General features: G+C 70.7%; 16 protein-coding genes. 3 read left to right on the forward strand and 13 right to left on the reverse strand.

Translation table 11 applies throughout. The features are described 5' to 3' along the window. Positions 1–407: 407 nt before the first annotated feature. Positions 408–1415 carry a sigma-70 family RNA polymerase sigma factor gene (locus tag WBG99_RS12560; RefSeq protein WP_338896414.1) on the forward strand — a complete coding sequence of 336 codons (1008 nt, stop codon included), beginning with the start codon at positions 408–410 and terminating at the stop codon, positions 1413–1415. Here WBG99_RS12560 and WBG99_RS12565 read toward each other — a convergent pair. The 13 genes from WBG99_RS12565 to WBG99_RS12625 form a co-directional block, all read right to left on the reverse strand. After that, positions 1308–1694: an STAS domain-containing protein gene (locus tag WBG99_RS12565; RefSeq protein WP_338900316.1), complete on the reverse strand. Its 387-nt coding sequence runs from the start codon at positions 1692–1694 to the stop codon at positions 1308–1310. The two genes, WBG99_RS12560 and WBG99_RS12565, sit on opposite strands and share 108 nt — an antisense overlap. Positions 1695–1880: 186 nt before the next feature. Beyond that, positions 1881–3164, reverse strand: coding sequence for a thymidine phosphorylase (locus tag WBG99_RS12570; protein ID WP_338900317.1), 1284 nt, complete (start codon positions 3162–3164; stop codon positions 1881–1883). 79 nt (positions 3165–3243) lie between these two features. Next, entirely contained in the window at positions 3244–3657 is a 414-nt protein-coding gene (locus WBG99_RS12575) for a cytidine deaminase (RefSeq protein WP_338896415.1), read from the reverse strand. Further along, a complete protein-coding gene (locus WBG99_RS12580; protein WP_338896416.1) occupies positions 3654–4919 on the reverse strand; it encodes an ABC transporter permease in 1266 nt (421 codons plus the stop codon). Before WBG99_RS12580 ends, WBG99_RS12575 begins: the two co-directional genes overlap by 4 nt. Then, complete coding sequence (locus WBG99_RS12585) at positions 4916–6043, reverse strand: ABC transporter permease (protein WP_338896417.1); 1128 nt, start codon at positions 6041–6043, stop codon at positions 4916–4918. Before WBG99_RS12585 ends, WBG99_RS12580 begins: the two co-directional genes overlap by 4 nt. Then, positions 6043–7623, reverse strand: coding sequence for an ABC transporter ATP-binding protein (locus tag WBG99_RS12590; protein ID WP_338896418.1), 1581 nt, complete (start codon positions 7621–7623; stop codon positions 6043–6045). The genes WBG99_RS12585 and WBG99_RS12590 overlap by 1 nt, the downstream gene beginning before the upstream one ends. 261 nt (positions 7624–7884) lie before the next feature. After that, on the reverse strand, positions 7885–8937 hold the full coding sequence (locus WBG99_RS12595) for a BMP family ABC transporter substrate-binding protein (protein ID WP_338896419.1): 1053 nt from the start codon (positions 8935–8937) through the stop codon (positions 7885–7887). Positions 8938–9262: 325 nt separating this feature from the next. Next, entirely contained in the window at positions 9263–10318 is a 1056-nt protein-coding gene (locus WBG99_RS12600) for a BMP family ABC transporter substrate-binding protein (RefSeq protein WP_338896420.1), read from the reverse strand. Between the two features lie 393 nt (positions 10319–10711). Further along, a complete protein-coding gene (locus WBG99_RS12605) occupies positions 10712–11965 on the reverse strand; it encodes an amidohydrolase (RefSeq protein ID WP_338896421.1) in 1254 nt (417 codons plus the stop codon). A gap of 538 nt (positions 11966–12503) precedes the next feature. Next, positions 12504–13607 carry a hypothetical protein gene (locus WBG99_RS12610; RefSeq protein WP_338896422.1) on the reverse strand — a complete coding sequence of 368 codons (1104 nt, stop codon included), beginning with the start codon at positions 13605–13607 and terminating at the stop codon, positions 12504–12506. 55 nt (positions 13608–13662) lie between these two features. Further along, positions 13663–14601, reverse strand: a complete 939-nt coding sequence (locus tag WBG99_RS12615) for an N-acetylneuraminate synthase family protein (protein WP_338896423.1) — start codon at positions 14599–14601, stop codon at positions 13663–13665. Positions 14602–14615: 14 nt separating this feature from the next. Next, complete coding sequence (locus WBG99_RS12620) at positions 14616–16076, reverse strand: N-acylneuraminate cytidylyltransferase (RefSeq protein WP_338896424.1); 1461 nt, start codon at positions 16074–16076, stop codon at positions 14616–14618. A 35-nt stretch (positions 16077–16111) separates the two neighbouring features. Then, entirely contained in the window at positions 16112–17446 is a 1335-nt protein-coding gene (locus WBG99_RS12625; RefSeq protein ID WP_338896425.1) for a DUF6716 putative glycosyltransferase, read from the reverse strand. A gap of 198 nt (positions 17447–17644) precedes the next feature. On the opposite strand from WBG99_RS12625, the gene WBG99_RS12630 reads away from it, so the two are divergent. Then, positions 17645–18622: a glycosyltransferase family 2 protein gene (locus WBG99_RS12630; RefSeq protein ID WP_338896426.1), complete on the forward strand. Its 978-nt coding sequence runs from the start codon at positions 17645–17647 to the stop codon at positions 18620–18622. After that, entirely contained in the window at positions 18619–19950 is a 1332-nt protein-coding gene (locus WBG99_RS12635; protein ID WP_338896427.1) for a polysialyltransferase family glycosyltransferase, read from the forward strand. The genes WBG99_RS12630 and WBG99_RS12635 overlap by 4 nt, the downstream gene beginning before the upstream one ends. Positions 19951–20109 lie beyond the last annotated feature (159 nt).

The raw sequence follows: 20109 nt of genomic DNA on the forward strand, positions 1-20109 counted from the left end.
GCCGCTCGCCGTGGGGGTGGGTAAATGGCAGCACGAATGCCCCGTAGCCATTGATCAACACCGCGCCGCGGGGTGGCAACGCAGGAGGCGAGGTCAGCTACCTGCGGTTTTGCCCGCGCCGGTTGGTATTTACGCGTCAGAGCCTAACCACACCGTGAAAGGGTCCCGCCCCTTCGACCTCCTTGGGGGCCTGAGGCTCGGGGGATGGGGCGTATTGGCGGGTGCGGGTTCGTTGAAGGTTGATCGCGCGGCTCCCCGCGCCCCTGAAAGGCCTACCGCCCCCCACCCACAGACGGCGCACCCGCCCCTGACCTGCCGCTTTCTCGACTCAGCGGGCCATTGTCAGTGGCCTGCGGTAGCTTCCGAAGTGTTGGTACGCACAGGTATGCCACAGGGGTGGGTTGGCCATGAGTGAGGGTACGGCGACGGCTACGGCGGAGCTGGACGTTCGGTTGGAGAGGCACCGGGTCGAGCTGACCGGGTACTGCTACCGGATGCTCGGTTCGTCCTTCGAGGCGGAGGACGCCGTGCAGGACACGATGATCCGGGCCTGGCGGAGTTACGGGAAGTTCGAGGGGCGGTCGTCCCTGCGGTCGTGGCTCTATCGGATCGCGACGAACGTGTGCCTGGACATGCTCAACGCCGGGAACAAGCGGGCCCGGCCCATGGACCTGACCGAGTCCACGCCGCTCGCGCAGGCCGCCCTCGCCCCCCGCCCCGACAACACCTGGCTGGAGCCCGTGCCCGACGCCCGTGTCCTGCCCGCCACGTCCGACCCTGCGGAGGCCGCCGTGGCGAAGGAGTCGGTGCGGCTGGCGTTCGTGGCGGCGCTGCAGAAGCTGCCCTCGAAGCAGCGGGCCGTGCTGATCCTGCGGGAGGTGCTGGCGTGGAAGGCGAGCGAGGTCGCCGAACTGCTGGGCACCTCGGTCGCCTCGGTGAACAGCGCGCTGCAGCGGGCCCGCGCGACCCTCGCCGAGCGCGAGGGTCAGGCGGCGGCCGATGTCTCGGACCCGCTGGACCAGGAGCAGCAGAAGCTGCTGGAGCGCTATGTGGCCGCCTTCGAGGGGTACGACATGGCGGCGCTGACGGTCCTGCTGCACGAGGACGCGGTCATGACGATGCCGCCGTTCGACCTGTGGCTGACCGGGACGAGCGACATCACCGGATTCATGACCACGCTCGGCGCGCCCTGCGCCGGGTCGCACCTCGTGCCGGTCGCGGTGAACGGCCTGCCGGGCTTCGCGCAGTACAAGCCGGACCCGGAGAAGGGCGGCTTCAGCGCCTGGGCCGTGCAGGTGCTGGAGATATCAGCGGGCCGGATCGCCGGGTTCCACTGCTTCCTCGACACCGCCCGCTGGTTCCCCCTCTTCGACCTGCCCCTCCACATCGAGGGCAAGCCCGACCAGGCCCAGTAGGGCGCGCAGCGCCGGGTCGGGGTCCCGGAGCCGTATCCGCCCCCCGGCCCGCCGGGCCGCCAGCTGCAGCCGGGCCAGTACGTCGATGACGCCCAGCCCCGGCGGTCCGATCCCGGCGACGTCACACACCAGCACCCCGCCCCCGGCCCCCTCCAGTCGCGCTCGTACCTCGTCACAGAGCCGAGGCACCTCGTCCCGGGTGACAGGGCCTGGCAGTACGAGTACGGCGGGTGTCGTCGCGTCCACGGTCTGTAGACCGCGAGGAGCCGCGTAATTCATCGGCGAGCGAGCAGGCCGCCGCGTGAGCGGATGAGCTGGCGCCCCTACTCGTCGGGGAAGACGCTGGGCGTGGTCGACAGTGAGTGCGCTCATGGCGCTCCAATCGTCGCGTCACCGACCACAGCATGCCGAACGGGACCGGTACCGGTCCACCGGTCCCGTTCACCCGAAGGGGAGGGACGCAGGTCAGGCGATACGTTCCAACACCACCGGCGACGCCGTGAACGCCGTGCCCGGGGCCGCGATGTCGTACGAGCCCGTCACCGCCTCCAGGGCGTACCCGAAGCGCTCCGGGGTGTCGGTGTGCAGCGTGAGGAGGGGCTGGCCCTCCGTCACCGTGTCGCCGGGTTTGGCGTGCATCTCGACGCCCGCGGCGGCCTGCACCGGGTCCTCCTTGCGGGCGCGGCCGGCGCCGAGGCGCCAGGCGGCGATGCCGATGTCGTACGCGTCGAGGCGGGTCAGGACGCCGGAGGCGGTCGCCTTCACCACATGCTGCTCGCGGGAGGTCGGCAGTTCGGCGTCCGGGTCGCCGCCCTGGGCGGCGATCATGCGGCGCCAGGTGTCCATCGCCGAGCCGTCGGCCAGGGCCTTCGCCGGGTCGGCGTCCTTCACGCCCGCCGCGTCGAGCATCTCGCGGGCCAGGGCGACGGTGAGTTCCACGATGTCCGCCGGGCCGCCGCCCGCCAGGACCTCGACCGACTCCCGGACCTCCAGGGCGTTGCCCGCCGTCAGTCCCAGCGGGGTCGACATGTCCGTCAGGAGGGCGACCGTCCGCACGTCGTGGTCGGTGCCCAGGCCCACCATCGTGGAGGCCAGCTCGCGCGCGTCCTCGATCGTCTTCATGAAGGCTCCGCTGCCCACCTTCACGTCCAGGACCAGCGAGCCGGTGCCCTCCGCGATCTTCTTCGACATGATCGAGGAAGCGATGAGCGGGATCGCCTCCACCGTGCCCGTGACGTCGCGGAGCGCGTAGAGCTTCTTGTCCGCCGGGGCAAGGCCGTCGCCCGCCGCGCAGATGACCGCGCCGACCTCGTCCAGGACGTTCAGCATCTCCTCGTTGGAGAGGAGGGCGCGCCAGCCCGGGATGGACTCCAGCTTGTCGAGGGTGCCACCCGTGTGGCCGAGGCCCCGGCCCGAGAGCTGGGGGACGGCCGCGCCGCAGGCGGCGACCAGGGGGGCCAGCGGGAGAGTGATCTTGTCGCCGACGCCGCCCGTGGAGTGCTTGTCGGCGGTGGGGCGGGACAGGGACGAGAAGTCCATGCGCTCGCCGGAGGCGATCATCGCGGCCGTCCAGCGGGCGATCTCACGGCGGTCCATGCCGTTGAGGAGGATCGCCATGTTGAGGGCGGCCATCTGGTAGTCGGCGACCTCGCCGCGGGTGTACGCGTCGATGACCCAGTCGATCTGCTCGTCGCTGAGCGCGCCGCGGTCCCGCTTGGTGCGGATGACGGAGATGGCATCCATCGACAACAGCGTCATGGCTTTCCTTTCAAGGGTTCCACAAGCGTGCGGCCCCTCCGACCATTCGGCAGGAGGGGCCGCACGGGAGTCACTTGGTGAGATGGTCCGGGCCGAAGGCCTGGGGCAGCATCTCCGCGAGGGTGCGGATGCCCGCCGGGGTCTCCAGCAGCAGTTCCGGGCCGCCGAACTCGTAGAGCAGTTGCCGGCAGCGACCGCACGGGACGAGGATCTCGCCCCTGCCGTCCACACAGGTGAAGTGCGTGAGCCGGCCGCCGCCGCTGTTCTGCAGTTCCGAGACCAGCCCGCACTCCGCGCACAGGCCGATGCCGTAGGAGGCGTTCTCCACGTTGCAGCCGGAGACGGTCCGCCCGTCGTCGACGAGGGCCGCCACGCCGACCGGGTAGCCGGAGTACGGGGCGTACGCCCGGGACATGGCGTCCCGGGCCACCGTACGCAGCTTCTCCCAGTCGATGTCCACGGAGGCGGCGGGGGCGGAGTTCACTTGCCCTGTCCCTTCCGGTACGGCACACCGTTGGCCTTCGGCATCCGCAGCCGCTGCGCGGAGAGCGCGAGGACGATCAGTGTGATGACGTACGGCGTGGCGGCGACGACCTGGTTGGGGACCTCGTCGGTGGTGGCGTACCAGGCGAAGACGAGGGCGCCGACGACGAAGGTGATCGCGGCGGTGACGTACTTCTTGCGGACGGCCTGCCAGATCGCGCCGATGATCAGCAGCAGGGCACCGAGCAGCAGCAGGGCGTGGACGTTCCCGGAGCCGCCGCGCAGGTTGAGGCTGTCGGTGTAGCCGAAGAGGCCGGCGCCGAGGGCGAGGCCGCCCGGCATCCAGTTGCCGAAGATCATCGCGGCGAGGCCGATGAAGCCTCGTCCGCTGGTCTGGCCCTCCAGGTAGAAGGGGTTGGCGACGATGGAGAGGAAGACGCCGCCGAGGCCGGCCAGACCACCGGAGATGATCACGGCGAGGTACTTGTACCTGTAGACGTTGACGCCGAGGGACTCGGCGGCCACCGGGTTCTCGCCGCAGGAGCGCAGCCGCAGACCGAAGGCGGTGCGCCACAGGATCCACCAGCTGGCGGGGATCAGCGCGACGGCGAGGAGGGTCAGCCAGGAGACGCTGGTGACCAGGCCGCCGAGCAGGCCCGCTATGTCGGAGACGAAGAACCAGCCCTTGGCGTTCAGGTCCCGCAGCGCGTCCGAGAGACCCGGCACCGTGAAGTTCCCGAGGGACTCCACCGGCGGGGACTGCTTGGCCGAGCCGCCCTGATGGCCCTCGAAGGCGAGGGGGGCGAGGTAGCGGGTGGCGCCGAGGGCGAGGATGTTGATGGCCACACCGGAGACGATGTGGTTGACGTTGAAGGTGACGGTGACGAAGGCGTGCAGCAGGCCGCCGATCGCGCCGCCGGCGATGCCGACCAGGACGCCGGTCCACGGGCCCCACTGGAAGCCGGCCCAGGCGCCGAACCAGGTGCCGAGGATCATCATGCCTTCGAGGCCGATGTTGACCACGCCCGCGCGCTCGGCCCACAGACCGCCCAGGCCGGCGAGGCCGATCGGCACGGCGAGCTGGAGCGCGGTGGACATCTGGCTGACGTTGGTGATGCCGTCGGCGCCGGTGATGATGCGGACGATCGAGGTGAGTGCCAGGACGCCGGCGATGACCAGCAGCAGCACGGGCAGCGACAGCTTGCGGCCGGTCGGGGCGGCCGGCTGCAGCGTGGGCTGGTTGACGTCGGTTGCGGTGGTCATCGGCCAGCCACCTCCTTCTTGGCGTTGTTGTTGTCCGCGCCGAGGACGTGACCTGCGGCGAGCTCGGCGCCGACCCGGCGCTGCTGGCGGCGCAGACCCCACTCGCGCACGGTCTCGTACGAGACGACGACCGACAGCACGATCAGGCCCTGCATGATGACCGCGATCTCCTTGTCGTAGCCGTGGAAGTCCAGCTCCGGCGAGGCCTTGTCGAGCCAGGCCCACAGCAGGGCGGCGAAGGCGATGCCGACCGGGCTGTTACGGCCGAGGAGGGCGATGCCGATACCGAGGAAGCCGATGCCGGTGGGGAAGTTGAGGCTGTAGGTGTGGGTGTCGCCGAGCAGGATCGGCAGGCCCGCGAGGCCCGCGACACCGCCGGAGATCAGCATGGCGGTGAGGACCATACGCCTGGGGTCGACACCGCTGGCCGCGGCGGCCGTCTGCGAGGCGCCGGAGGCGCGCAGGTCGAAGCCGAAGCGGGTGCGGCTGATGACGACCCAGTAGCCGACGCCGAGCAGGACGGCGAGGAAGACCAGGCCGTAGATCTCGCCGGCCTTGCCCATGTCGATGCCGGACACCCAGCCGGACTCGGCCATCTCGCCGGTGGTGTTGTTGTTGCCGACCTTCACGCCGAAGACGTTCGGCAGCCAGAGGTAGCCGATGACGGAGGTCGCGACCGCGTTCAGCATGATCGACGAGACGACCTCGCTGACCCCCCGGGTGACCTTGAGGACACCGACGATGCCGGCCCAGAAGGCGCCGGTGAAGACCGCGGTGAGCAGCAGCAGCGGGATCTGGATGACCGCGGGCAGGTCCATGTGGGCGCCGACGATCGCGGTGATCATGGCGCCGAGGAGGTACTGGCCGTCGACACCGATGTTGAACAGGTTCATCCGGAAGCCGATGGCCACCGCGAGGGCCGCGATGTAGTACAGCGAGGCCTGGTTGATGATCCGGACCTGGATGTCGGAGAACGTGGCCTGCTCGAACATGATCGTGAACGGCTCGACCGGGTTCTTGCCGGAGGCGAGCAGCACGATCGTGGTCAGCGCGAAGGCCACGGCGAGCGCGAGGACCGGTCCGGCCACCGCGAGGAGCACGCGCTCCCTGTCGAACTTCTTCATCAGCGGGCCTCGTCTTCCGGGGCGTCCTGGGTCTTCGACGGACCGTCGGCCGGGGGCTGCGGGGACTCTTCGTGTTCGAGGTGGCCGGTGGCGGCGCCCGTCATGGCCGAGCCCAGCTCCTCGGGGGTGATGGCGGCGGGGTCGGCGTCGGCGACCAGCCTGCCGTTGTAGATCACCCGGAGGGTGTCGGACAGGCCGATCAGCTCGTCCAGGTCGGCGGAGATCAACAGCACCGCCAGGCCCTCGCGGCGGGCCTCGCGGATCTGGTCCCAGATCTGGGCCTGCGCGCCGACGTCCACCCCGCGCGTGGGGTGGGCGGCGATCAGGAAGCGCGGCTGGTGGCTCATCTCACGGCCGACGATCAGCTTCTGCTGGTTGCCGCCGGAGAGGGAGGCGGCGGTGACCTCGATGCCGGGGGTGCGGACGTCGTACTCGGTGACGATCCGGCGGGTGTCCTCCTGTGCGGCCTTCGGGTCGAGCCAGACGCCCTTGGCGTTGGGCCGCTCGGTCACATGGCCGAGGATGCGGTTCTCCCAGAGGGGGGCATCCAGGAGCAGACCGTGCCGGTGGCGGTCCTCGGGGATGTAGCCGACGCCCTGCTCGCGACGCTTGCGGGTGGGCCAGGCGGTGATCTCGTCGTCGGCGAGCGAGATCGTGCCGGAGTCGGCGTGCTTGAGGCCTATGAGCGCGTCGACCAGCTCGGTCTGGCCGTTGCCCTCGACGCCGGCCAGGCCCAGGACCTCGCCCGCGTGGATGGTGAAGCTGATGTCGTCCAGGAGCGCCTTGCCGCCGGCCGTCTCCAGACGGAGGTCCCTGACGGTCACTACGGGGCGGTCGGTGACCGTGGACTCGGCCGTCTCCGGGGTGGGCAGCTCGCTGCCGACCATCAGCTCGGCCAGCTGGCGCGGGGTGGTCTCGGCGGGTACGGCCGTGCCGACGGTCGTACCGCGCCGGATGACGGTGATCTCGTCGGCGACGGACAGCACCTCGCCCAGCTTGTGCGAGATGAAGATGACCGACAGGCCCTGTGCCTTGAGCTCGCGCAGGTTGGCGAAGAGGGCGTCGACCTCCTGCGGCACGAGGACGGCGGTGGGCTCGTCCAGGATCAGGGTGCGGGCGCCGCGGTAGAGGACCTTGAGGATCTCCACGCGCTGGCGCTCGGCGACACCCAGTTCCTCGACCAGGACGTCGGGGCGCGCCCCGAAGCCGTACCGGTCGGAGATCTCCTTGATCTTGCGGCGTGCCTTGCCGCCGATGCCGTACAGCTTCTCGCTGCCGAGGACCACGTTCTCCAGGACCGTGAGGTTGTCGGCGAGCATGAAGTGCTGGTGCACCATGCCGATGCCGCGCGCGATGGCGTCGGCCGGGGACGAGAAGGAGACCTGCTCCCCGTCGACCGCGATGGTGCCCTCGTCCGGCTTCTGCATGCCGTAGAGGATCTTCATCAGGGTCGACTTGCCGGCGCCGTTCTCCCCGACGAGGGCGTGGACGGTGCCCTTGCGAACGGTGAGGTGGATGTCGTGGTTGGCCACGACGCCGGGGAATCGCTTGGTGATCCCGGCGAGTTCGACGGCGGTCACCTGACCGTTGACCGCCGCGTCGGCCGGAGGGCTGCTGGACGCGTTGATGGCGCACTCTCCTGGGAAAGGGGGTCGTCTACGCGCGTAGCGCCCCTTCGGCATCGAAAGCGGGCGACGCACCGGGACAACGGGGTACAAGGAGGACACCCCGTACCCCGTCGAGCGCACGCAACCCCGCGGTTACCGCTGGCTCCGGGAAGGAGCGGGTCGGACCGACCTGAACCTCCCCGGAGCCGCCTGGATTCTCATGGTGTAGCCGGGTCAGCTGGTCCTGACCTTGATCTCGCCGCTGATGATCTTCTCCTTGGCCGTCCTGATGGCTTCCTGGAGCTCGGTGTCGTCCTTGAACTTCGGGTTCGACTCGGCGAGGCCGACCTCGCCGGTCTTCAGATCGCCCCTGACGATACCGGTCTCGGGCTTGCCGTCCTCGACCGACTTCGCCAGGTGGTACACCGCCTTGGCGACGTCCTTCGTCGCCGAGGTCAGGATGGAGTCCTTGTACTTCGCGAGGGCTTCCTGCCGGTACTGGTCGGAGTCGACGCCGATCGCCCACACCTTGTTCGCGGCGGCGGCCTCGATCACGCCCTGACCGGACAGACCGGCAGCCGCGTAGACGACGTCGGCCTTCTTCTCGATCTGGCCCTCGGCGGCCGACTTGCCCTTGTCCGGGCTGGAGAAGCCGCCCTCCTCGGCCGTCTGCGTGAGGTACTGGGTGAGGACCTCGGCCTTCGGGTCGGTGTCCTTGACACCCTGCTCGAAGCCCGCCTGGAACTTGTGGATCAGCGGGATGTCCACGCCGCCGACGAAGCCCACGGTGTTCGTCCTGGTGGCCTTGGCCGCCGCGACACCGGCGAGGTACGAGGCCTGCTCCTCGGAGAAGACCAGGTCCGCGACGTTCTTCAGCTGGACCGTGGAGTCGTCCACGATGCCGAAGGTGGTGTCCGGATACTGCTCGGCGGCGGCCTTCACGGCCGTCGCGTACGCGTAGCCGACACCGACGACGGGGTTGTAGCCCTGCTTGGCCAGGGAGACCAGGCGCTGCTCCTTGTCCGCGTCCGTCTCACCCTCGGTGGGCTCGATGTCGGCGGTCTCGTACCCGAACTCCTTCTCCGCCCGCTCCAGGCCCGCGTACGCGGCGTCGTTGAAGGACTGGTCGCCCTTGCCCCCGACGTCGTACGCGATGGCGAGGCCCTTGTCACCCCCCGAGCCGGCCGAGGACGAGGCCTCCGTCGAGGTGCCGCCACAGGCGGAGAGGGCGAGGGCGAGGGAGGCGGTCACTGTGCCCGCGACCGCGATACGGGAAACCCGGCGCATGTGTTGGTGCTCCTGTCGTACAAGCGCCGGGGGGTACTGCTCAGGTGGTGCTGCACAGCTTCGGCGCCTTGTGGCTTTCGCCGAGGGTAACGCGCGTAGACCCGGCGGGAAACCTGGTGGACCACGTTGTTATGGGGCCGTGTTCCAAGGGCGGTCGGTGATGGTGTGGGACGGGTTGTCGGTCGAGTGCGGATGCGGGTGCGTTGCGGCTGGTCGCGCGGTTCCCCGCGCCCCTGAACGGCGTGGGCGTCGTCCGGCGTCGAAACGTGAAGCGGGCGGGTGCGCCTGTGCACCCGCCCGCTTCACGTCACTCGGAGATGTGTGACTACTCGGTCTTGACCTTGATCGTGCCGTCGATGATCTCTTCCTTGGCCTTGGCGACCGCGTCGGTGAGGCCGTCGATCTCACCCATCTCCGGGTTGGAGTCGGAGAGGCCGACGCCGTCGACCTTCAGGTCGAAGGTCTGGGTGCCGGCGAGGGGCTCGCCGTCCTCGACGGACTTGGCGAGGGCGTAGACCGCGCCGCCGACGTCCTTCAGGGCGGAGGTGAGGATGTAGTCCTTGTAGGAGGCGAGGGCCTCCTGCTGGTACTGGTCGGAGTCGACGCCGATCGCCCACACCTTGGCCTTGGCGGCGGCCTCGATCACGCCCTGGCCGGAGAGACCGGCGGCCTGGTAGACGACGTCGGCCTTCTTCTCGATCTGGCCCTCGGCGGCGGCCTTGCCCTTGTCGGGGCTGGAGAAGCCGCCCTCCTCGGCGGTCTGGGTCAGGTACTGCGAGATGACCTTGACCTTGCCGCCGCTGGTGTCCTGGACACCCTGCTTGTAGCCGGCCTCGAACTTGTGGATGAGCGGGATGTCGACACCGCCCACGAAGCCCACGGTGTTCGTCTTGGTGGCCTTGGCCGCCGCGACACCGGCGAGGTACGAGGCCTCCTGCTCGGCGAAGACGAGGGACGCCACGTTGTCGCCCTCGACGACCGAGTCGACGATGCCGAAGGTGGTGTCCGGGTAGTCCTTGGCCACGGCCTCCATCGCGGGGCCGTAGGCGAAGCCGACGCCGATGACAGGGTTGTAGCCCTGCTTGGCCAGCGAGGCCAGGCGCTGCTCCTTGTCCGCGTCCGTCTCACCCTCGGTGGGCTCGATGTCGGCGGTCTTGTACCCGAACTCCTTCTGAGCCTTCTCCAGGCCCGCGTAGGCGGCGTCGTTGAAGGACTGGTCGCCCTTGCCGCCAATGTCGTACGCGATGGCGAGGCCCAGGTCCTGCTTGGTCTCGCTGTCGCTGCTACCGCTCTCGCTACTGGTACCGCCACACGCGGTGGCGGCGAGCGCCAGCGACGCGACCCCCACCGCGACGCGGGTCAGTTTGGAAATCCGACGCATTGTGAAGTTCCCCATCTTCTCCAAAGCCCCGCAGCCGGGTGCTCAGTTCGGCGCACATTAACGCGCGTAGACACTCCTGGGAACGGGGTTTCGACTGGCCGTTATCCATTCGTGCCGATGGCCGGTTACGTCCTCGTAAACCATGGGACCGAAAGGACGGTCGGAGCGCAGCCCCGCTCGCGCCCCTCGCGTTCCGCATGTGCGAGGTGCTTCAGCGTGACGGTGCGCGCACCGTACGGGGGTCGTACGGACACGCGCACCAGGCTGCCGCGCGGGTGCGCGGGACGCAACCGGAGCGGGCCTCGAACGCGTGGCGATCGCGTACCGAGGCCGTGAAACCCGCGGGGAGACGGGCCAGGGGCTGTCGCGGAAGTCCCTGATGCCGCGGCGCTTCTAGTGGCCGGCAGTGTCCAGGACGCGCATGCGGGCGTCGAGGAGGGCGGCGGCGGTGAAGAGTTCCACGCCCACGGTGATGGCGTGTTCGTCGGCGTCGAAGTCGCCCTGATGGAGGTCGCGGACGGTGAGGTCGCCGGGGCGGCGGACGCCGAGGCGGGCCATGGCGCCGGGGACCTGCTCCAGGTACCAGGAGAAGTCCTCGCCGCCGAGGCTCTGCTCGGTGTCCTCGACGGAGCGGACGCCGCGGCGGACGACCATGGCGTCGTGGAGCAGTTCGGTGACGACGGGGTCGTTGACGACCGGGGGGACGCCCCGGATGTAGTTGATCTCGGGCTTGGCGCGGTGCATGGTCGCGACCTCGTGGACCGCCTCGTGGATCAGGTCGGGCGCCTGCCGCCACGCGTTGATGTCCAGGCAGCGGACGGTGCCGGAGAGCTCGGCGTGCTGCGGGATGACGTTCGGCGCATGGCCCGACTCGATGCGGCCCCAGGTCACGACGAGCCCGGCGCGGGCGTCGAACCGGCGGGCGACCAGCGCGGGCACGTCGGTGACGACCCGGGCGGCGGCGGTGACGAGGTCGGTGGTGAGGTGCGGGCGCGCGGTGTGGCCGCCCGGACCGTCCAGGGAGAGCTCCAGCCGGTCGCAGGCCGAGGTGATGGGCCCGTGGCGCAGCCCGATGAGGCCCGCGTCGACCCTCGGGTCGCAGTGCACGGCGATGATCCGGCCGACGCCGTCGAGCGCGCCGGTCCCGATCACGTCGACGGCGCCGCCCGGCAGCACCTCCTCGGCGGGCTGGAAGATCAGCCGTACGGGGCGCGGCAGCTGCCCCTTGCGGTGCAGGTCGGCGAGGACCAGGCCGGCGCCGAGGACGACGGTGGTGTGCACGTCGTGGCCGCAGGCGTGGGCGCGGTCCGGGACGGTGGAGCGGTAGTCGCAGTCCACCTTGGTGTCCGGGATGGGCAGGGCGTCGATGTCGGCGCGCAGGGCGAGCGCGGAGTGGTCGGTGCCGTTCCAGTCCCCGATGTCGCAGATGAGTCCGGTTCCGCTGTCGAGTACCCGCGGCCGGAGCCCCGCCTTCTCCAGGCGGGCCTTGATCGCGGCGGTCGTACGGAACTCCTGGTTGCCGAGCTCCGGGTGCATGTGCACGTCGCGGCGGAACGCGACGAGTTCGGCACGCAGGGCTTCCGGCAACGTGCCGGGGAGCGACGCTTCGGCTTCCCCTGGCAGATCGACCTCGGACTCTCGGGACATCAGTTGGTTCACCCTCTGAAGGGTAGGGCGATCGAGCGGCCTTCTCACCCACGATCAACAAAAAATCAGCCGACAAGGGGAAGTTTTCCAGCCGCACGACGCATACGTATTGGCAAGGACGGGTATACCCGTCGTCCTTCGGGACGGGCGGACCTCGCGGACGGGACACACGCCACGCCGCGCCCGACGACGCGGTCCACCGGGGGTGGCCGGGGCGACCCGCAGGGAGGGCCGGGTTTGCCCGCGAATCCCATCGTCCAAACGTCCGGGGCATCCCGAACGATTTCCCACACTCCACGGATACCACGTTTCCGCCACATCACCGCCCCGGAATCCTCACCACCGGGTGACCTCTGGCTACGTGGTGTGTCCGACGGGTGGATGGGCATCACGCCGGGCGGGTGAGTGGCAGGGCGTTGGCCTGCGGTTGTGGGGGTGAAGCGTTCCGGGAGTCACCGTGCGTGACCGGGCCGGGGGGCTGCGGCGCGGGTGACGGAGATCACCGAGAAGCCTCATGGGCGGGGTGCGGCTCGGTGACTCAGAGGGACGCCACCGACGACAGACGGTGCACGTCCCGGGCCGTGCCCGTGACGCCGGACAGGAAGCCCTGGGCGCGGGGGGAGGCGTGCTGGGTGAGCCAGCTCGGGTCGATGTCGCAGACCGCCACGCGGACGTCCGTGCCGGCCAGGGCGAGGGGCAGGGTGTGGACGACGGTCGAGGGGAAGCTCAGGATCGTACGGCCGATGGGGCCGCGGCGGGCGATCAGTTCGAGGGGGAGGTCGGGGCGGACGATCTCCAGGCCGGTCCGTGCGGCCAGGGTGTGGAGTTTCTCGGCGCTCTCGCGGCGGTGGGCGAAGTAGCGGGTGGCTCCGTGGGCCGTGGCCAGGGAGCGGACGGCTTCGAGGTAGCGGTCCGCGTCGACGACTCCGGTCTCCACCAGGGAGGTGCCCACGAGGTCCGCGCCCTTGGTGATGCGGGGCGGGCCGAAGCGGGCGCGGGTCCAGGCGAAGGCGTTGGCGGTGACGGAGACGCCCTCGGGGCTCTCGTCGATCGGCATGGAGGAGAAGACCTCGACGCGCCCGCCGGCGGCCGGGGTGAGGCGTCTGCGGGCCTTGGCGGAGACCGGGGCGAAGACCAGGTCACGGAGGCCGGGCCGGCCGCCCTTGCGGTGCCAGCGGACGAGGCGTTCGCCGCGGGCGAGCTGGGAGACGAACTCCATGGTCGCGGTGCCGTCGTCGACGACGACCACGTCCGGTGCGCGGGTGATGGTGAGCAGGAGCTGGACGTAGCGGGAGAAGGGATCGCCCAGGACGATTCGGGTCGCGGCGCGCAGGAGGGGGGCAAGGCCTCCGACGGTGCGGAAGGGGGCGGCCGTGCCGCCGCGTGCCTCTTCCCAGCGGATCTCGTGGCCCTCGTCCCGGGCCAGTTCCGCCATACGGCGCAACTGGCCCCGGGTCATGGGGTCGTTGGGCGACAGGACCACGAGGATGAGGCCCGCGCCTGTCCCGGAGGGCCCCGCGCCGGGGGACTTCGGCGTGCCGAGGGCGTGGGTGTGCGCCCACTCCAGCACGTTCAGGAGCTGTACCGGGCTCTCGACGAAGGCGAGAGTGTGGGGGCCGGTGGTTCCGGCGCGGGGGCTCATCGGCTTGAGGACCGTCCCGTGGTGAGGGATTCCCGTGGTCAGGGATTCAGGGGGCTCAGACCGCGACCGGCTCGCCCGCCGCCGCCGCGATCTCCGCCTCGGCGACGACGCCGGTGACGCGGCGCAGCTTCTTCATGGGGCCGAGCTCGGAGTCGTAGACCTTCTTGACGCCGTCGCCGAGGGAGGCCTCGATGGCGCGGATGTCGCGGACCAGGCGGTTGAGGCCCTGGGGCTCGACGGAGGCGGCCTGGTCGGAGCCCCACATCGCGCGGTCGAGGGTGATGTGGCGCTCGACGAAGGTGGCGCCGAGGGCGACGGCGGCGAGCGTGGTCTGCAGGCCCGTCTCGTGGCCGGAGTAGCCGATCGGGACGTTCGGGTACTCGGCCTGGAGGGAGTTGATGACGCGGAGGTTGAGCTCTTCGGCCTTCGCCGGGTAGGTCGACGTGGCGTGGCAGAGGAGGATGTTGTCCGAGCCGAGGACCTCGACGGCGTGGCGGATCTGCTTCGGGGTGGACATGCCGGTGGAGAGGATGACCGTACGGCCCGTCGCGCGCAGCTCGCGCAGCAGCTCGTCGTCGGTGAGGGAGGCGGAGGCCACCTTGTGGGCGGGGACGTCGAACTTCTCCAGGAAGGCGACGGCCTCGGTGTCCCACGGCGAGGCGAACCAGTCGATGCCCTTCTTCTTGGAGTACTCGTCGATCTGGCGGTACTCGTCCTCACCGAACTCCACGCGGTGGCGGTAGTCGATGTAGGTCATCCGGCCCCAGGGGGTGTCGCGCTCGATGTCCCACTGGTCGCGGGGGGTGCAGATCTCGGGGGTGCGCTTCTGGAACTTGACGGCGTCGCAGCCGGCCTCGGCGGCGGCGTCGATCAGCTTGAAGGCGTTCTCCAGCTCACCGTTGTGGTTGATGCCGATCTCGCCGACGACGTAGACGGGCCGGCCCGGGCCGGCGGTCTTCGAACCGAAGGTGCGCAGACGGGAGTTGATGCTCATGGCGGGACAGTTCCTTACTTGTCGAGGGGGTCGAGAGAGTCGAGAGAGGGACCGAGGATCCAACCGGCGATCTCCCGGATCGCGCCTTCGCCACCGGGGAGGGTGGTGACCGCGCGTGCGGCGTCGCGCACGACGTCGCGGGCGCTGCCGACCGCCACGGGCCAGCCCACGAGGGCGAAGCACGGGAGGTCGTTGACGTCGTTGCCGACGTAGAGCACGCGCTCCGGCGCGATGCCCTGCTCCTCGCACCACTGCTTGAGTGCGAGGTCCTTCCGGTCGATGCCGTGGAGGACCGGGATCCGCAGCTTCCGGGCCCGTGCGGCGACGACCGGGTTCTGTTCCGTGGACAGGATGAGCATCTTCAGGCCGCTCCTGCGGAGGGCCGCGATGCCGAGTCCGTCGCCGCGGTGCACGGAGACGAACTCCCGTCCGTCGGAGTCGATCAGCACCCTGTCGTCGGTCTGGGTGCCGTCGAAGTCGAGGACGACCGCGTCGATGTCGTCGGCTGCGGGGAGGTGGGTGGGGGAATCAACCGCGAGGGCGCCGGGGCGGTCCGCGTCGAAGAGCGGCGCGAGGGCCTGGGCGCGGGCGAGGTCGTGCGGGTCGTCGATCTCCAGCACCCGCGCGGGGTCGGTCCGCACGAGCTCCGTCCGCCCGAAGAACCGGTGCCGGTGCTCGCGCAGCCCGGCCGCGTCCATGGCGTACGCGGCACCGGTCTCCAGCAGGTCCTGCGGGCGGTCCTGCCGACGGGGCCGGAACGACTTGTCGTGGTTGACGCCGTAGCCTCCGGCGGCGGGGACGGCGGCGGGGCTGTCGCCCGCGAGGGCGACAGCCTGGGCTCCACCGCCGCCGGCGGCGCCGGGTCCGCCGAACTCGCCGGTGCCGGTCGCGGCGGAGGCGAGGTTGCGGGTGGTGGGGGTGCGGCCGTCCGACGCGGGCGCGTGGCCGTTCGGCGTAGGCACATGGCCGTCCGCCGTGGGCACGCGACCACTGAACTCGTCCGCCGTGTCGCGCCAGACGAAGCCGTGGAACGGGGCCACGGTGAGGGCGGTGTCGGCGCCGCGTACGACGGCGCGGGCGACGCCGTCGATGTCCTCGCGGAGGATGAAGGGGCTCGTGCACTGGACGAGGAGGACGACGTCGACGGGGGTGCCGTGGCGGGACTCGTGGGCGTCCAGGGCGTGGAGGACGGCGGCCTCGGAGGTGGCGGTGTCGCCGGCGATGGCGGCGGGGCGCAGGACGACCTCGGCGCCGGACTCGCGGGCGGCGGCGGCGATGGCGTGGTCGTCGGTGGAGACGACGACGTCGGTGACCAGCCGTGCCGCGAGGCACTCACGCACCGCGCGGGCCACCAGCGGGACGCCGCCGACGGGGGCGAGGTTCTTCGCGGGGACGCCCTTGGAACCGCCGCGCGCGGGGATGACGGCGAGGACGCGGCGGGCGGAAGTCTCCCGGTCCGCTTCCGAGTCGGTCATGGGCTGTACTCCTTGCAGAGGGGACGGGCGGCGGCTCACAGCTCCCCCATCCGGCGGATGACGGGCGCCACGCGCTGCACCCCGTGGCGGTAGGCACCGCGCGCCGCCCGGCGCACGATCTGCCGTACCGGCCCGGCCTGCTCGTCGGCGGCGGGCGCCCCGGGCAGCGCGTCGCCGCCGGGGCCGAGGTGGTGGCGGGCGAGGATGCCGGGCAGGTAGCCGGGCGCGGTGACGGGCGTGTAGTACGGCGCGAGGGGCGGAAGTTCGGCGGCGGCGACCAGCTTGGCGATGCGGGCGCGGGCGGCGTCGAAGGCGGTGGCGTACGAGCCTCCACCAGAGGGGGTGCCCCCAGCGACGACGCCCTGCCGGGCCACCCACCGCGGGTCGGGCACCGGCACGTACCCGGCGTCCAGCTGGTCCCAGGAGGCCAGGCAGCCGGAGCCCACGAAGTGGTGGTTGCCGAGCGTCTCGCGGACCCCGAGGTCGGTGAGGACGACGGTGGGGATCCGGCGGTGCAGCGACTCCAGGGCGGCCGTGGAGCTGACGGTGACGAGCAGGTCGGTGGAGTCGAGGACTTCGCCCATGTTCCCGTACACCAGACGGAAGTTGGCGGGCGCGCCCCCGGGAAGCCGCTGGATGAGCTTCTGGTACGGCAGTTCCTCGATGTGCGTGGTGTGCTCGCCCGGCCTGGAGCGCAGCTTCAGCAGGACCCGGCGGTCCGGGTGCAGCCGCGCGTGCCCGATGAGCCGGTTCAGCAGGTACGTACGGTCCTCGCGGTTGTCCGGGACGGAGGGCTGGACGGCGAAGACGACGGTGTAGGGGTCCTCGGCGCCGGCGTACGGCGTACCGCCCAGGAAGGGCAGCGCGACCTCGGTGACCGAGGAGGCGTCGGCGCCCACACCCTCGTACACGGCGCGGAAACGGTCCGCGTCCTGACGGGAGTTGGCGAGGACGAGGTCCGCGCCGTGCCGCAGCAGCAGGCCGTCGGTGAGCTTCTCGTAGACGACGCCGACGTAACCGGTGACGACCACGGGCCGCTTCGCGCGCCCGTCCCACGCCCGGCGCAGGCCGTGCAGCATGGCCTGGACGCCCCCGCCGACGAGGGCGAGAACGACCACGTCGTACGCCTCCCGCGTCATGGCGCGCAGGAACTCGACGCCGGTCACCTCGCTCAGGGAGTCGGGGCGGGCGCCGACCTCCTGGAGCTGGCGGGCGGTGGGGGTGGCCCGGCCGCGCAGGAGGAAGCCGTCCAGGCGGATGTCCATGTGTTCGGGGGCGAGGCGGTTCGCGGTGAGCGCGCCCCATTTCCACCGGGTGTCGGAATCCGCGAGTACGGCGACTCGCAGGCTGTTCGTAGCACTTACTGGCACGTCGAAGACGCTAGGAAGCGATTCCGTTGATCGGCCCAACCTGAATGCAACAAAGGGTTAACAGCACATCGCCGAATGGCGAATCGGGGCGCGGGGCCCATCGGAAAGCGCCTGGTTCACGGTTCCGCCACGCGTCGTTCACCTGGCATCAAGCGGGTGGTCAAGACGAATGCCGGAGTGCCGCCTAACGTCACGGGGGTGGTCAAGCTCTCCGTCATCGTGCCGTTCTACAACGTGCAGCAATACGCGCCCGACACCCTGAAGAGCCTCAGGGCGAACGCGCGTGAGGACTTCGAGTTCATTCTCGTCGACGACTGCTCGCGCGACGAGACGCCGGACATTCTCGCGCGCGCGGAGCGGGAGCTGCCGGGTGCGGTGTACGTCAGACACGAGCAGAACGGGGGGCTGGCGACCGCCCGTAACACGGGCATCGACAAGGCCCGTGGCGAGTACCTGACGTTCCTCGACGGGGACGACTGGCTCGCCCCCGGGTACTACCCGCGACTGCTCGGCGCCATCGAGGAGTTGGGCTGCGACTTCGTGCGCACGGACCATGTCCAGTGCACCGCGCGGGCCCGTTCGGTCCACCGGGTGCCCCACGGGCGGCGGGGCGTGGTGATGAACCCGCGGGACGCGATCCTGCCCGCCGACCGCTCCACCTCCGTCGACTACGCGTACGCGTGGGCGGGCGTCTACCACCGCCGACTGGTCGACAAGGGAGTGCTGCACTTCACCCACGGGCTGCGCACGGCGGAGGACCGGCCGTGGATCTGGAAGCTGCACCGGGAGGCGGATTCCTTCGCGACGGTGGGTCTGCTGGGCGTTTTCTACCGCCGCGGAGTGGCCTCTTCGCTGACCCAGATCGGCGACGTACGGCAACTCGATTTCATTCGCGCTTTCGACCAGGTCGTCGCGGAAACGGCGAAGGACCGGAACGCGGACGAACTCCTCCCCAAGGCCGTGCGCACCTATTGCGCGATCATCTCCCATCATCTGGGATCCATCGAAAGGTTCGAGCCGGCGGTGGCACGGAAACTGAAGTCGACGAGCGCGGTCGCGTTGCGCCGAATGCCGCAGGACGTGCTCGACGAGGCCCTCGACTCCATGGAGGTGCAGCGCGCCACCCGGCTGCGCCGGCTGCGCCGCCGTCCCGCCGCCACGGGGGGCGCCGCGTGACCACGCAGATCTTCATGGCCTCCACGTTGTACGGCACGGCCACGCTGGCCGCCGCCCTGGACGCCGAGTGCTTCCGCCCGGCAGCCCGGCGCGTCCTGCTGGTATCCAACAACGCGGCGACGCCGGAGACGGCCCCGAGCCTGGACGAGATGCCGGGCTTCGAGCGACTGCGTGACCGCTTCGACGACGTGATCTCCTGGAACGAGACCATCTTCCCCTTCCACCCGGGCGGTTGGTCTGCGCGCCTGGACGACGTACCGCTGTGGGAGCGGCATCTGCGGCTGCTGTGGAATCTGGGCGACGACGACGTCGAGCTGGCCGTGGAGTCCATCCAGGTCCACCCGGCGCTCGGCTTCGCCCAGATCTTCACCGGCGCCCCCGTGACCGTGTACGCCGACGGCCTGATGAGCTACGGCCCCACCCGCAACAAGATCGACCCGCTGGTCGGCACCCGCATCGACCGGCTCCTCCACCTGGACCTCGTACCGGGCCTGGAGCCGCTGCTGCTCACCGAGTTCGGCGTCGGGGCGGAGATCGTGCCGACGGACGCCTTCGTGAAGGTGCTGGCGGAACTGGGCGACACCGGTGACGCGCTGCCCGCGATCGAGGAGCCGGCGCTGCTGCTCGGCCAGTACCTCTCCGCGCTCGGCATCCTCACCGCCGAGGAGGAGGACCTCCACGTACGGATGCTGAAGGGCGCGGTCGCGCTCGGGCACACCAAGGTCGTGTTCAAGCCGCACCCGAGCGCCCCGGCCCGCTGGTCGCGCGGTCTGGAGAGGGAGGCGGAGCGGCTCGGCGCCGATCTGACGGTCCTGGACACGCCGGTCCTCGCCGAGGTGCTCTACCAGCGGATGCGCCCGGCCCTCGTCGTCGGCTGCTTCTCCACGGCCCTGCTCACCGCCTCCGCGCTGTACGGGCTGCCGGTCGCCCGCGTCGGCACCGGCACCCTGCTGGACCGGCTGTCGCCCTACGAGAACAGCAACCGGGTGCCCGTCACGGTCGTGGACGCGCTGCTCCCGGAGCTGGGCGACCAGGCGGCGGTGGCGGCGCGGCGGCCGGGCATGGCGGTCGCGGACCTAGACCGCCTGGTCCGCGCGGTGGGGTACGCGATGCAGTCCAGGATCCACCCGTCGCTGCGGCCGGAGGCCGAGGCGTATCTGGCCGAGCACCTGGGCGCGCACACCCTGCGCTACTTCAAGCGCCGCCGTCTCACCTCGCTGGGCCTGCCCGGCGGTGTCCCGGTCCAGCTCGCGTTCATCCCGCGCAACGCGACCGTGCGCAGAGTCGCGCGCCGGGCCCGCTCGCTCAAGCGGGCCACCCTGGGGTGAGCGAAGTGACCGAGACGACCACCACATCCGCTTCTACGTCCTGTTCGCGCTGTGTGTGGTCCTGCCCGGGGTCACCCGCAGACGGGTGATCTGGTTCTGCGGCGGCTGGACCCTCGCCTCGGTCCTGGCGCAGACGCCCGCTGCAGCCGCTCCTGCGCG

Origin of the sequence: Streptomyces sp. TG1A-60 (genome assembly GCF_037201975.1) — a bacterium.
Taxonomy (GTDB): Bacteria; Actinomycetota; Actinomycetes; order Streptomycetales; family Streptomycetaceae; genus Streptomyces.